13 protein-coding genes and 1 pseudogene are annotated in these 12,942 nt (G+C 70.9%); 13 read left to right on the top strand and 1 reads right to left on the bottom strand.

Features of this window, described 5'->3' with window-relative positions; all coding sequences use genetic code 11:
- Window positions 1–155: 155 nt before the first annotated feature.
- The 13 genes from AC5677_RS30160 (at window position 156) to AC5677_RS30100 (ending at window position 11,705) form a co-directional block, all read left to right on the top strand.
- On the top strand, window positions 156–857 hold the full coding sequence (locus tag AC5677_RS30160; protein ID WP_497191036.1) for a class F sortase: 702 nt from the start codon (window positions 156–158) through the stop codon (window positions 855–857).
- A gap of 321 nt (window positions 858–1,178) precedes the next feature.
- Window positions 1,179–1,781: a GNAT family N-acetyltransferase gene (locus AC5677_RS30155; protein WP_497191035.1), complete on the top strand. Its 603-nt coding sequence runs from the start codon at window positions 1,179–1,181 to the stop codon at window positions 1,779–1,781.
- A 130-nt stretch (window positions 1,782–1,911) separates the two neighbouring features.
- On the top strand, window positions 1,912–1,995 hold the full coding sequence (locus AC5677_RS30150) for a putative leader peptide (protein ID WP_352300790.1): 84 nt from the start codon (window positions 1,912–1,914) through the stop codon (window positions 1,993–1,995).
- Window positions 1,996–2,204: 209 nt separating this feature from the next.
- Complete coding sequence (locus AC5677_RS30145; RefSeq protein ID WP_497191034.1) at window positions 2,205–3,917, top strand: nitrite/sulfite reductase; 1,713 nt, start codon at window positions 2,205–2,207, stop codon at window positions 3,915–3,917.
- Between the two features lie 79 nt (window positions 3,918–3,996).
- Complete coding sequence (locus tag AC5677_RS30140) at window positions 3,997–4,197, top strand: hypothetical protein (RefSeq protein WP_497191033.1); 201 nt, start codon at window positions 3,997–3,999, stop codon at window positions 4,195–4,197.
- A complete protein-coding gene (locus AC5677_RS30135) occupies window positions 4,194–4,883 on the top strand; it encodes a phosphoadenylyl-sulfate reductase (RefSeq protein WP_497191032.1) in 690 nt (229 codons plus the stop codon). The genes AC5677_RS30140 and AC5677_RS30135 overlap by 4 nt, the downstream gene beginning before the upstream one ends.
- Complete coding sequence (cysC, locus tag AC5677_RS30130; RefSeq protein ID WP_497191031.1) at window positions 4,883–5,497, top strand: adenylyl-sulfate kinase; 615 nt, start codon at window positions 4,883–4,885, stop codon at window positions 5,495–5,497. Before AC5677_RS30135 ends, cysC begins: the two co-directional genes overlap by 1 nt.
- On the top strand, window positions 5,494–6,432 hold the full coding sequence (gene cysD, locus AC5677_RS30125) for a sulfate adenylyltransferase subunit CysD (RefSeq protein WP_497191030.1): 939 nt from the start codon (window positions 5,494–5,496) through the stop codon (window positions 6,430–6,432). The genes cysC and cysD overlap by 4 nt, the downstream gene beginning before the upstream one ends.
- A 2-nt stretch (window positions 6,433–6,434) precedes the next feature.
- The gene (locus tag AC5677_RS30120; protein ID WP_497191029.1) at window positions 6,435–7,790 is read left to right on the top strand and encodes a sulfate adenylyltransferase subunit 1; all 1,356 of its coding nucleotides are present in this window, start codon (window positions 6,435–6,437) and stop codon (window positions 7,788–7,790) included.
- Between the two features lie 214 nt (window positions 7,791–8,004).
- Complete coding sequence (locus AC5677_RS30115; RefSeq protein ID WP_497191028.1) at window positions 8,005–9,111, top strand: aliphatic sulfonate ABC transporter substrate-binding protein; 1,107 nt, start codon at window positions 8,005–8,007, stop codon at window positions 9,109–9,111.
- A gap of 46 nt (window positions 9,112–9,157) precedes the next feature.
- Window positions 9,158–9,961: an ABC transporter ATP-binding protein gene (locus AC5677_RS30110; protein WP_497191027.1), complete on the top strand. Its 804-nt coding sequence runs from the start codon at window positions 9,158–9,160 to the stop codon at window positions 9,959–9,961.
- Window positions 9,948–10,919: an ABC transporter permease gene (locus tag AC5677_RS30105; RefSeq protein WP_497191026.1), complete on the top strand. Its 972-nt coding sequence runs from the start codon at window positions 9,948–9,950 to the stop codon at window positions 10,917–10,919. Before AC5677_RS30110 ends, AC5677_RS30105 begins: the two co-directional genes overlap by 14 nt.
- 15 nt (window positions 10,920–10,934) lie before the next feature.
- Window positions 10,935–11,705 (top strand): sirohydrochlorin chelatase, encoded by a 771-nt coding sequence (locus AC5677_RS30100; RefSeq protein ID WP_497191025.1) that lies wholly within the window; start codon window positions 10,935–10,937, stop codon window positions 11,703–11,705.
- A 39-nt stretch (window positions 11,706–11,744) separates the two neighbouring features.
- Here the strand turns inward: AC5677_RS30100 and AC5677_RS30095 are convergent.
- Window positions 11,745–12,845 (bottom strand): annotated as a pseudogene (locus AC5677_RS30095) (glycosyltransferase family 2 protein); the annotation flags it as partial.
- Between the last annotated feature and the right edge of the window lie 97 nt (window positions 12,846–12,942).

Genomic DNA, 12,942 nt, shown 5'->3' with positions numbered 1-12,942 from the left:
AACCCCCACGGCGGGAAACCCGAACACGTACGGCCCAGGCAAAGCGCAGCGAAGTGGCCCGCTACCTCGCGCGCACCTAGCGTGCTGTCGGTGGACCGTGCGCGGCGCGGGAGCGCGGCCCCGGGAGGAGGGAGCACGGTCCCGGGAGGAGAGCGATGAGCCTGACGGGCCGGTTCGAGGAGCCGCGCGCGGAGCACCCGCCGCGCCGGCCCAACTGGGGCGTCATGGCCCTGGTCGGCCTCACCGGCTTCGCCATGCTGCGCAGCGGGCTGTCGGACGAGGCCGACGGTCCGCCGCAGCCGCACGACGGCACCACGCTCACCCCGGTCAACGGCCACCCCTCCGGGCCGCCCCCGCTCACCCGCTCAGCCGTCACCCGGGTCGACATCCCCTCGCTCCGGATCTCCGCCCCGCTGGTCCCGCTCGGACTCGACAAGGACGGCCGCATAGCCGCCCCGCCGGCCCGGAACCCCCGCCTCGCGGGCTGGTACACCGGCGCCCCCGCCCCGGGCGAACGGGGCACCGCCGTGATCGTCGGCCATGTCGACAATTACACCGGTCCCGCCGTCTTCTACCGCCTGGGCTCCCTGAAAAAGGGCCGGACGATCCGGGTGACCCGCGCGGACGGACGCATCGTGACCTTCGAGGTCTACGGAATCCAGGTATTCGCCAAGGAACACTTTCCGTCCCGGCGGGTGTACGGCACCACCGGGCGCCCGGAACTCCGAATTCTGACCTGCGGCGGCGGCTATTCCGCGAGCACGGGATATACGGGAAATCTGGTGGTCTTCGCCCGGATGACGCGGGCCGCGACGGCAGCCCCGACATCCCTTGCCGATCGCACCGACTCCCGCTGATGGAGGGGGAGTTGCGTCGTCCGAAGTCCGGTCCTGAGGCCCAGGTGACAGCGTTGTCCGAGTTCACACATCTCGCCGAACCCGTCCCGGCCGGCAATGCGCTCGCCCCTCCCCGAATCGCCGGGAGATCTCATTTCCCTCACCGAACTCCGACGTACTGGGAATTGCTTCACCACGCTCCCGGAAACGCCGCGGCACCTCCCCCCTCACCCGCCTCCACCTCGACGGCAATCGCCTCACGGCCGGCCGCCCCCGCCGGGCCGGGCGGTGCGGCGCCGGGGCGATCGCCGGCCCCGGCGGCGGCTGTGATGTCCTGACCCCATGAGCCACTCGGTCACCACCTGGTACCTGGAGCAGACCTCGCCCTCCGACCTCCTCCCCGCCGGGGCGCCGCCCACCGAGCAGGGTGTCCGTATCGTCCGGTCCGGGACTCCGTCGCCGGAATTCAGCCGGTTCCTCTATACGGCGGTCGGCGGGGACATCCTGTGGACCGACCGGCTGGACTGGTCGTACGCACGGTGGGCGGAATACCTGGGGCGACCGGGCGTGGAGACCTGGGTGGCGTACGAGCGTGGGACACCCGCCGGGTTCATCGAGCTGGATGCGCAACCGGAGGGGGCCGTGGAGATCGCCTACTTCGGCCTGCTCCCGGCCTTCCGGGGGCGCCGGATCGGCGGGCATCTGCTGGCGTACGGCACCGCGCGGGCCTGGGACCTGGCGGAACGGTGGCCGGAGCGGGAGCGGACGACGCGGGTGTGGGTGCACACCTGCAGCGACGACGGTGCGCATGCGCGGGCCAATTACGAGCGGCGCGGTTTCCGGGTGCACGAGACGACGGTGACGGAGGAGGCCGAGGTGCCGATGCCGGGACCCTGGCCGGGCGCCGGGCCCCTCGTACCCTTGCAGGATCCCGCCGGAGGGTGACCCCGGAGCCGCCCCCGGAAGGCGGCCCCGGGAAGTGATCCACCACACAAGGTCTCGCCATTCGGGACAGCGATGTCCAAATCCTGGACGACGGTGGACTGGCCAGAGAGCCGCGTGCCACGCTTCCGTCATGTCTAGAGCTGGAATTGCCTTGGTGAGTCGGCGGCACGTCGACCTCGGCCGCATGTCCAGCGCCATTTGTCGGACAGGCTGACGAAGCGCCGACCAGGGCGCCGAGCCCCGGACAGCACCGCCAGCACTACCGATCACCCGCCGTCCCCATCGTCGCGGACGCGGCCGTACCCCGCCCTTGCAGGACACCTCGACGCGTTGCCGCGCGCCGCGTTTCAGTGTGTCTGCGCAGGTCACGCGGGTGTGCCGCGCCCGTCCGCCCCTTGAGCCCGCCCAGAAGGACGTACACCCATGGCCGCCGCCACCCCGGACAACCCCCAGCCCTCGGCCGGGGCCGCCACGACGCGCCGCAAGGCCGGCCGCCACCGCGGCGAGGGCCAGTGGGCCGTTGGCCACTTCACGCCGCTCAACGGCAACGAGCAGTTCAAGAAGGACGACGACGGTCTCAATGTGCGGACACGCATTGAGACGATCTACTCGAAGGCCGGCTTCGACTCCATCGACCCCAACGACCTGCGCGGGCGGATGCGCTGGTGGGGCCTGTACACCCAGCGCAAGCCCGGGATCGACGGCGGCAAGACCGCGATCCTGGAGCCGGAGGAGCTGGACGACAAGTACTTCATGATGCGGGTGCGCATCGACGGCGGACGGCTGACCGTGCCGCAGCTGCGCGCCATCGGCGAGGTCTCCGAGCAGTACGCGCGCGGCACCGCCGACATCACCGACCGGCAGAACATCCAGCTGCACTGGGTCCGTATCGAGGACGTCCCCGCCATCTGGGAGAAGCTGGAGGCCGTGGGCCTGTCCACGACCGAGGCGTGCGGCGACTGCCCGCGCGTGATCATCGGCTCCCCGGTGGCCGGCATCGCCGCCGACGAGATCATCGACGGCACCCCGGCCGTGGACGAGATCCACGAGCGCTACATCGGCAGCAAGGAGTTCTCCAACCTGCCGCGCAAGTTCAAGACCGCGATCTCCGGTTCGCCGGTCCAGGACGTGGTCCACGAGATCAACGACGTGGCGTTCGTCGGCGTCGTGCACCCCGAGCACGGACCGGGCTTCGACGTCTGGGTCGGCGGCGGCCTGTCCACCAACCCCAAGCTCGCGCAGCGTCTGGGCACCTGGGTGCCGCTGGACGAGGTGGCCGACGTCTGGGCCGGTGTGGTCGGGATCTTCCGTGACTACGGCTACCGGCGGCTGCGCACCCGCGCCCGGCTGAAGTTCCTGATGGCCGACTGGGGCCCGGAGAAGTTCCGCCAGGTGCTGGAGGACGAGTACCTGGAGCGGAAGCTCGTCGACGGCCCGGCGCCGGAGGAGCCCGCGCAGAAGTGGCGCGACCACATCGGTGTGCACCGGCAGCAGGACGGCCGGTTCTACGTCGGGTTCGCCCCGCGCGTCGGCCGGGTGGACGGTGCGACCCTCACCAAGATCGCCGAGCTGGCCGCGGCGCACGGCTCCGACCGGCTGCGCACCACCGTCGAGCAGAAGATGATCATCCTCGATGTGCCCGAGGACCAGGTCGAGCCGCTCGTCGCCGGACTGGAGGCGCTGGACTTCCAGGTCAAGCCGTCGCCGTTCCGGCGCGGCACGATGGCCTGCACCGGCATCGAGTTCTGCAAGCTGGCGATCGTCGAGACCAAGGGCCGCGGCAGCTCGCTGATCGACGAGCTGGAGCGCCGGCTCCCGGACTTCGACCAGCCGCTCACCATCAACCTCAACGGCTGCCCCAACGCCTGCGCCCGTATCCAGGTCGCGGACATCGGTCTCAAGGGCCAGCTGGTCCTGGACGACGACGGCAACCAGGTCGAGGGCTACCAGGTCCACCTGGGCGGCGCGCTGGGCCTGGAGGCCGGGTTCGGCCGCAAGGTCCGCGGTCTGAAGGTCACCGCCGCCGAACTCCCCGACTACGTCGAGCGGGTGCTGCGCAACTTCGAGGCGCAGCGCACCGACGGCGAGCGGTTCGCCCAGTGGGCGGCCCGTGCGGAAGAGGGTGCGCTGAAGTGACCGGGTCCCGGACCGAGCGGGAGGCACAGTGGGCGAGCCTCGGCGCGCAAGCGCGCGCTGAGGCTGAGCGGGAGGCACAGTGAGCGAGCGCGCCGCCCCCTTCTGCTGCCCGTACTGCGGTGACGAGGACCTGCGTCCCTCCGAGGAGGGTTCCGTCCGCGGCGAGGGTGCCGCCTGGGAATGCCGGTCGTGCAGCCGCGCGTTCCGGCTGAAGTTCCTGGGCCTGCTCTCCCAGGGACTCCCCGCTTCCCCCTCATCTTCTGCTGGAGGTGCGTCGTGACCACTGCCACCGATCTGCCGCAGCTCGCCGAGCGCGCGGGCCGCGACCTGGAGGACGCGTCCCCGCTCGAGATCCTGACCTGGGCCGCCGAGACCTTCGGTGCCCGCTTCTGCGTCACCTCCTCCATGGAGGACGCGGTCGTCGCCCATCTCGCCTCGCGCGCCGTCCCGGGCGTGGACGTGGTGTTCCTGGACACCGGCTACCACTTCCCGGAGACCATCGGGACGCGGGACGCGGTGGCGGAGGTGATGGACGTCAACGTCATCACGCTGACGCCCCGTCAGACCGTCGCCGAGCAGGACGCCGAGTACGGACCGAAGCTGCACGACCGCGACCCGGACCTGTGCTGCGCACTGCGCAAGGTCAAGCCGCTGGAAGAGGGCCTGACCGGCTACGACGCCTGGGCGACCGGGCTGCGCCGGGACGAGTCCCCGACCCGGGCGAACACCCCGGTCGTCGGCTGGGACGCCAAGCGCCAGAAGGTCAAGATCTCGCCGATCGCCCGCTGGACGCAGGCCGACGTGGACGCCTACATCGCCGAGCACGGCGTGCTCACCAACCCGCTGCTGATGGACGGCTACGCCTCCGTCGGCTGCGCCCCCTGCACCCGCCGGGTCCAGGCGGGCGAGGACGCGCGGGCGGGCCGCTGGGCCGGCAGCAACAAGACCGAGTGCGGGCTGCACTGATGGCCGAATCTCAGAATTTTCGGGACACCTTGCAGGGCACGACAGATGTACACGACATTGCGGAAGCTCAGGAGAAGCCGATGACGGGCGCCACGGTGTGGCTGACCGGACTGCCGAGCGCGGGCAAGACGACGATCGCGTATGCGCTCGCGGAGCGGCTGCGCGAGCAGGGCCGCCGGGTCGAGGTGCTGGACGGCGACGAGATCCGCGAGTTCCTCTCGGCCGGCCTGGGCTTCACCCGCGCCGACCGGCACACCAACGTCCAGCGGATCGGCTTCGTCGCCGAGCTGCTGGCGAGCAACGGGGTCACGGCCCTGGTGCCGGTGATCGCGCCGTACGCGGACTCCCGGGAGGCGGTGCGCAAGCGTCACCAGGCCGAGGGCACCGCCTACCTCGAGGTGCATGTGGCCACCCCGGTCGAGGTGTGCTCCGAACGCGATGTGAAGGGGCTGTACGCCAAGCAGGCGGCCGGCGAGATATCCGGCCTGACCGGCGTGGACGACCCCTACGAGCAGCCCGAATCGCCCGACCTGCGCATCGAGTCGCACACCCAGACCGTGCAGGAGTCCGCAGCCGCGCTCCACGAGCTTCTCGTCGAAAGGGGACTGGCGTGACCACCGCGACCATCGCTACCGAGACCGAGGGCGACAGCCCCTACGCCCTGTCGCACCTGGACGCCCTCGAGTCCGAGGCCGTGCACATCTTCCGCGAGGTGGCGGGTGAGTTCGAGCGGCCGGTGATCCTGTTCTCCGGCGGCAAGGACTCCATCGTCATGCTGCACCTCGCGCTGAAGGCGTTCGCGCCCGCCGCGGTGCCGTTCTCCCTGCTGCACGTCGACACCGGCCACAACTTCCCCGAGGTCCTGGACTACCGCGACCGTACGGTGGAGCGGCACGGCCTGCGCCTGCACGTCGCCCACGTACAGGAGTTCATCGACCGCGGTGAGCTGCGCGAGCGCCCCGACGGCACCCGTAACCCCCTGCAGACCGTCCCGCTGCTGGACGCCATCGAGAAGAACCGCTTTGACGCGGTCTTCGGCGGCGGCCGCCGGGACGAGGAGAAGGCGCGCGCCAAGGAGCGGGTCTTCTCGCTGCGCGACGAGTTCGGCGGCTGGGACCCGCGGCGGCAGCGCCCGGAGCTGTGGCAGCTCTACAACGGCCGCCACTCGCCCGGCGAGCACGTCCGCGTCTTCCCGCTGTCCAACTGGACCGAGCTGGACGTGTGGCAGTACATCGCCCGCGAGAAGATCGAGCTTCCCGCCATCTACTACGCCCATGAGCGCGAGGTCTTCGCCCGCAGCGGGATGTGGCTGGCGCCCGGTGAGTGGGGCGGCCCCAAGGACGGCGAAACGCTGGAAACCCGCCTGGTGCGCTACCGCACGGTCGGCGACATGTCCTGCACCGGCGCGGTCGACTCCGACGCCGACACCATCGAGGCCGTCATCACGGAGATCGCCGCCTCGCGCCTCACCGAGCGGGGCGCGACCCGGGCCGACGACAAGATGTCCGAGGCCGCCATGGAGGACCGTAAGCGCGAGGGGTACTTCTAACCATGAGCACCACCAATGCTGTTGAGGGCGTCGTCGACGCCGGCGCGACCTCGCTCCTGCGTTTCGCCACCGCCGGCTCCGTCGACGACGGCAAGTCGACCCTGGTCGGGCGGCTGCTGCACGACTCCAAGTCGGTGCTCGCCGACCAGCTCGAGGCCGTGGAGCACGCCTCCCGCAACCGCGGGCAGGAGGCGCCGGACCTGGCGCTGCTGACGGACGGGCTGCGCGCCGAGCGCGAGCAGGGCATCACCATCGATGTCGCCTACCGCTACTTCGCCACGCCCCGGCGCCGCTTCATCCTCGCCGACACCCCGGGCCATGTGCAGTACACCCGGAACATGGTCACCGGTGCCTCGACCGCCGAGCTGGCCGTCGTCCTGGTCGACGCCCGTAACGGCGTCGTCGAGCAGACGCGGCGGCACGCGGCCGTGGCCGCCCTGCTGCGCGTCCCGCATGTCGTCCTCGCGGTCAACAAGATGGACCTCGTCGACTACGCCGAGCCCGTCTTCGCCGCCATCGCCGAGGAGTTCACGACCTACGCGGCCTCGCTGGGCGTCCCGGAGATCACCGCGATCCCGATCTCGGCGCTGGCCGGCGACAACGTCGTGACCGCGTCGGCCAACATGGACTGGTACGGCGGCCCGACCGTCCTCGAGCACCTGGAGACCGTCCCGGTCGTCGCCGATCCCTCGGACGACCCCGGCCGCTTCCCGGTCCAGTACGTGATCCGGCCGCAGACCGCCGAACACCCCGACTACCGCGGCTACGCGGGCCAGATCGCCTCCGGCGTGCTGCGCGTCGGCGACCCGGTGACCGTGCTGCCCTCGGGCCGCACCAGCACCATCGAGGCGATCGACGCCCTCGGCCAGGCCGTGGACGTCGCCTGGGCGCCGCAGTCGGTGACCGTCCGGCTCAGCGACGACCTCGACATCTCGCGCGGTGACCTGATCGTCCCGACCGCCACGGCGCCGTCGGTCTCCCAGGACATCGAGGCGACGATCTGCCATGTCGCGGACCGGCCGCTGACCGTCGGCCAGCGGGTGCTGCTCAAGCACACCACCCGCACGGTCAAGGCGATCGTCAAGGACATTCCGTCCCGGCTGACCCTGGACGACCTCTCCCAGCACCCGGCACCGGGCGAGCTGGCCGCCAACGACATCGGCCGGATCGTCGTGCGGACCGCCGAGCCGCTGGCCCTGGACGCCTACGCCGACTCCCGGCGCACCGGCTCCTTCCTGCTGATCGACCCGGCGGACGGTACGACGCTGACCGCGGGAATGGCGGGCACCGCCTTCGCGGAGGCGGCCGCGGAGGCCGCTCCGGCCGCCGAGGCGGACGACGACGGATGGGACTTCTGAGCATGCTCAAAGACATGTTCTCCACCTTCGCGATAGAGGGCGGCCGGATCGGCAGCGGCGCCCTCGGCAGTGGCCAGGGAGGAGTCGGGCGATGTGTGTGCTGACGATGCTCGACTCCGTACCCCCCACACCCCCCTTCCGAAGATCCATTGACTTGCCGGGCGCGCCTTAGACGGGCGCATACCGCCCCGGCCCTCCGAGAGGAACTCCTCCCGTGTCTGCCGTTCGACACCGCCTGCTGGCGGCCGCCGTCACCGTCCCGCTCCTGGTAGGCGCGCTGGGCGCCTGCGGCTACGGCTCCGAGGCCAAGAAGGACACCGCGGCCGACGTCGCCCCCAAGGGCCCCAAGATCGACGGACTCGATCAGGTCCGGATCGGGCTCTTCGGCAATACCACGCACGCCACCCCGCTGGTCGGCCTCCAGAAGGGCCTGTTCCAGAAGGAACTGGGCGGCACGGAGGTGAAGTCCTCCACCTTCAACGCGGGCCCCGCGGAGATCGAAGCCCTCAACTCGAACGCCATCGACATCGGCTGGATCGGCCCCTCGCCCGCCATCAACGGCTACGCCAAGTCGCACGGCAAGAGCCTGAAGATCATCGCCGGTTCGGCCTCCGGCGGTGTCTCGCTGGTGGTCAACCCCAAGAAGATCAAGAGCCTGAACGATCTCAAGGGCAAGAAGATCGCGACCCCGCAGCTGGGCAACACCCAGGACGTGGCGCTGCTGAACTTCCTGGCCGACAAGGGCTACAAGGTCGACGCCACCACCGGCAAGGGCGATGTCACCGTCCAGCGCACCGACAACAAGGTGACGCCGGCCGCCTTCGAGCAGGGCTCCATCGACGGCGCCTGGGTGCCCGAGCCGACGGCCTCCAAGCTCGTCGCCGCGGGCGGCAAGGTGATCCTCGACGAGAAGAAGCTGTGGAAGGACGGCAAGTTCGTCATCACGAACGTGATCGTCTCCCAGAGGTTCCTCAAGGAGCACCCCAAGGCCGTCGAGGCGGTGCTGCGCGGCTCGGTGAAGACCAACGCCTGGATCCGGTCGCACCCGGAAGAGGCGAAGCAGGCGCTCAACGACAAGCTCGCCGATCCGAACGTCGCCGGCAAGGCGCTGCCGGACAACGTCATCGACCCGGCGTTCAAGAACATCGACGTCACCGATGACCCGCTGGCCGCCACCCTCCAGGAGGAGGCGGACCACGCCGTGAAGGCGGGCCTGCTCGAGAAGCCGGACCTCAAGGGCATCTACGACCTCACCCTGCTGAACAAGGTGCTCAAGTCCGAGGGCAAGAAGCCGGTCGACGACGCCGGCCTCGGCAGCTGACCGCCCTCCATTCCCTAGCACCGCAGTCCCCCAGGAGGTGACACCGATGACGACCACCACACTCACCAAGCAGCCCGCCCCCGCGGCCCCGGCCGGCACCGAGACGTACGCCGCTCGCATCGACCATGTCTCGAAGTCGTTCGGCCGCCCCGGCGCGCAGCAGCATGTGCTGGACGACATCAGCATCGATGTCGCACCGGGCGAATTCGTCTGCCTCCTGGGGGCCTCGGGCTGCGGCAAGTCCACCCTCCTCAACCTCGTCGCCGGCCTCGACGCGCCGTCGGCGGGCAGCATCGACACGCCCGACGGCCGGCCGGCCCTGATGTTCCAGGAGCACGCGCTCTTCCCGTGGCTGACCGCGGGCCGCAACATCGAACTGGCGCTGCGGCTGCGCGGGGTGCCCCGCGCCGAGCGCCGCGCCGAGGCCGAGCGGCTGCTCGAACTCGTCCGGCTGGGCGGTGCGTACGGCAAGCGTGTGCACGAGCTCTCCGGCGGTATGCGCCAGCGGGTCGCGATGGCCCGTGCGCTCGCCCAGGACAGCCAGCTGCTGCTGATGGACGAGCCGTTCGCCGCGCTCGACGCCATCACCCGCGACGTCCTGCACGACGAGCTCACCCGCATCTGGCGCGAGACGAACCTCTCCGTCCTCTTCGTCACCCACAACGTCCGCGAGGCGGTACGGCTCGCGCAGCGGGTGGTGCTGCTCTCCTCCCGTCCCGGCCGGATCGCCCGCGAGTGGCAGGTGGACATCCCGCAGCCGCGCCGTATCGAGGACGCCGCGGTCGCCGACCTTTCCGTCGAGATCACCGAACAGCTCCGTGGGGAGATCCGCCGCCATGGCCAGCACTGAGACCACGTCCGCCACCGGAAAGGCCGGCGCGGACGCCGCCGATCCGGTCGCGGGCGCGCCCTCCGAAGCCACCGCCGAGGGGCCTGCCACCCGCGACACCGCCGGCGACCTCGCCGGTCTGGAGGCCGGGCTCGACGCCCTGGAATCCACCGTCGTCGATCGTCAGCCCTGGCTGCGTACCGTCGCCTCAAAGGCGTTCCCTCCCCTCATCGCCATCGCGATCGTGCTCGGGCTGTGGCAGCTCGCCTACCACTTCCAGCTGAAGCCGCACTACCTGCTGCCGAGCCCCGTGGACGTCGCCCGGTCCCTGCAGGACAAGTGGCTCGAGGGCACGCTGCTGAACTACGTGTGGACCAGCGTCTCCCGAGGCGCCCTCGGCTTCCTGGCCTCGGTCGTCATCGGTACGCCCCTCGGTCTGGTCGTCGCCCGCGTCAAGGCCGTACGGGCAGCGATCGGCCCGATCCTGAGCGGTCTGCAGTCCCTCCCCTCGGTGGCCTGGGTCCCGGCGGCGATCATCTGGTTCGGCCTGAGCGACGCCACCATCTACGCGGTGGTGCTGCTCGGCGCTGTCCCCTCCATCGCCAACGGCCTGGTGGCCGGCGTCGACCAGATCTCCCCTCTCTACCTGCGGGCCGGCCGCACCATCGGCGCCACCGGCGTCGCGGGCGTACGCCATGTCCTCCTCCCCGCCGCGCTCCCCGGCTATATCGCCGGCCTCAAGCAGGGCTGGGCCTTCTCCTGGCGCTCCCTGATGGCCGCCGAACTCATCGTCAACGCCCCGGACCTGGGCACCGGCCTGGGTCAGCTGCTGGAGCAGGGCCGCGAGATCGGGGACCTGTCCTGGGTGCTGTCCGCGATCCTGCTGATCCTGATCGTCGGTATCGGTATCGAGCTGCTGATCTTCGCGCCGATCGAGCGTCGGGTGCTGCGCAGCCGCGGCCTCCTCGTGAAGAGCTGAATCAAGAGCTGAGCCATGAACGCACGTCCCACTCTTCTCGTCATCGCCCACGGCAGCCGCGACCCGCGGCACGCGGCGACCGTCTCCGCGCTCTGCGCGCGGGTGCGGGCGCTGCGGCCGGGGCTGCGGGTCGAGGTCGGCTACCTCGACTTCAACGCGCCCGCCGTGCCCCGCGTTCTCGAACGCCTGTCGGTCGAAGGCGTCCGGGACGTGGTGGCGTTGCCTCTCCTCCTCACTCGCGCCTTCCACGCGAAGTCCGATATCCCCGCGGTGCTGCGGGAGGCCGCGCTGCGGCTCCCCTTGCTGACCGTCCATCAGGCCGAGGTGCTCGGCCCCTCTTCCCTCCTGACCGCCGCGCTGGAGCGGCGGCTGGAGGAGGCCGGGCTGCGGCCCGGCGACCGCCGCTCGACCGGGGTCGTGCTGGCCTCGGCGGGCTCCAGTGACCCGGAGGCGATCGCAGTGATCGCTGAAATCGCGCGGGAGTGGCGGCGCACTGCCAACTGGTGTGCCGTGCGACCTGCGTTCGCCTCCGCATCTCTGCCCCGTACGGCGGACGCCGTGCGGGCACTACGGGCCGAGGGCGTCGGCCGGGTGGCCGTGGCGCCGTACGTCATCGCCCCCGGCTTCCTCCCGGACCGGATCGCCGCCGGGGCCCGCGAGGCCGGCGCGGACATCCTCGCCCCGGTGCTCGGCCCCGCCCCCGAGCTGGCCCGGCTGCTGCTGCGCCGCTACGACCAGGCGGCCGAGGCCCGCGTCCGGCAGAAGCTGACGGCGCTGAGCGCCTGACGGGAGCGGGCCGGCCGGTGCGTGCCGGGCCGCGGCGGGTCATACGGCTGCCGCCGCGGACGCCCCCGGCCGGAAATCGGCCCGGCCTTTCTCGTAGACCGTCAGGCCCCGCGCCAGATGGAGCGGCACCAGCAGCAGCTCCACGATGAGGGCCTTCCAGGCGTAGACGAGGTTGACGGCCTTGGTCGCGTAGACGCAGGGGATGTTCAGCAGGACTCCGGCGAGCGGGAGTCTGCGGCGGCGGGCGGCATAGACCAGCGGTGGCGCCGTCAGCACCAGCTCGGCCCCGGCCCACCAGGCGAAGGCCGACGCCGGCGACTGATCGGTCGTCGCGGCGACCACCACGGGGGTGGCCCACCACAGGGGCGCGGTGAGGATCTCCAGCAGGGCGAGCAGCACCCAGAGCGCCAGCAGCGGTTTGTGCACGATCAGCCGCCCGAGATGCAGCCGCACGTTCTGACAGAAGCCGGCCATCCAGCGCCAGACCTGTTTGCGCAGATAGGTGAGGTCTTCCGGGTCGGCGGCCAGGGCCACGGCGTCCGGGACATACACCGCCCGCCGGCCCGCGATCTGCTGCGACCACGTGTAGTCCATGTCCTCGACGATCGTCCGCTCGGGGAATCCGCCGAAGGCCACCAGGTCGTCCCGCCGGAAGACCGAGCAGCAACCCGAGCACACCATGGGGCTGTTGGCGCGGGCCTGGATGGGGCGGTGGAAGTGAAAGCCGAAGAGGTACTCGGTCGACCGACCGCGCTCCCAGATCGTGCGCGTATGGCGGGTGCGGACCGTGCCCGCGGCGACCGCGACTCCGGGGTCGTCGAAGACGGGAACGACCGTCTCGATGTAGTCCGGCGCGAGAACGGTATCCGCGTCGACCGCCAGGACGAGGTCGGTGGTGCAGTGCGGAAGCGCGTAATTCTGCGCCTTGGCCTTGCTTCCGAGGTTGTGTGGTGGCCGGAGAACGCTCACGCCGTGTGATGTCGCCACCTCGCCCGTGCGGTCGGTGGAAGCATCGTCCACGACCAGGACCCGGTCAGGCGGCACCGTTTGGCAGGCGAGCGATTCCAGTGTGGCCGGCAACCCCTCCTCCTCGTTGTGAGCTGGGACGATGACGGTGATGGTGTGCATGGCGCGCTCCCCCTGTCTCGCGGATCTTGCCGACTACGGCGACGGTCAGGCCGATCACGCCGTAGACGATGGTGCTGATGCCGATGAACGGCAGGCCTCCGTGCATGTC

This window comes from Streptomyces sp. JLSY215 (assembly GCF_059682825.1).
This window is presented reverse-complemented; position numbering and strand designations above follow the sequence as displayed.

Excerpts from the sequence above, each read along its gene's own strand:
- AC5677_RS30150 (WP_352300790.1), top strand. The coding sequence starts at position 1,912 with ATGTCTAGAGCTGGAATTGCCTTGGTGAGTCGGCGGCACGTCGACCTC.
- AC5677_RS30105 (WP_497191026.1), top strand. The coding sequence starts at position 9,948 with ATGGCCAGCACTGAGACCACGTCCGCCACCGGAAAGGCCGGCGCGGAC.
- AC5677_RS30100 (WP_497191025.1), top strand. The coding sequence starts at position 10,935 with ATGAACGCACGTCCCACTCTTCTCGTCATCGCCCACGGCAGCCGCGAC.
- cysC (WP_497191031.1), top strand. The coding sequence starts at position 4,883 with ATGGCCGAATCTCAGAATTTTCGGGACACCTTGCAGGGCACGACAGAT.
- AC5677_RS30120 (WP_497191029.1), top strand. The coding sequence starts at position 6,435 with ATGAGCACCACCAATGCTGTTGAGGGCGTCGTCGACGCCGGCGCGACC.
- AC5677_RS30145 (WP_497191034.1), top strand. The coding sequence starts at position 2,205 with ATGGCCGCCGCCACCCCGGACAACCCCCAGCCCTCGGCCGGGGCCGCC.
- AC5677_RS30160 (WP_497191036.1), top strand. The coding sequence starts at position 156 with ATGAGCCTGACGGGCCGGTTCGAGGAGCCGCGCGCGGAGCACCCGCCG.
- AC5677_RS30110 (WP_497191027.1), top strand. The coding sequence starts at position 9,158 with ATGACGACCACCACACTCACCAAGCAGCCCGCCCCCGCGGCCCCGGCC.
- AC5677_RS30155 (WP_497191035.1), top strand. The coding sequence starts at position 1,179 with ATGAGCCACTCGGTCACCACCTGGTACCTGGAGCAGACCTCGCCCTCC.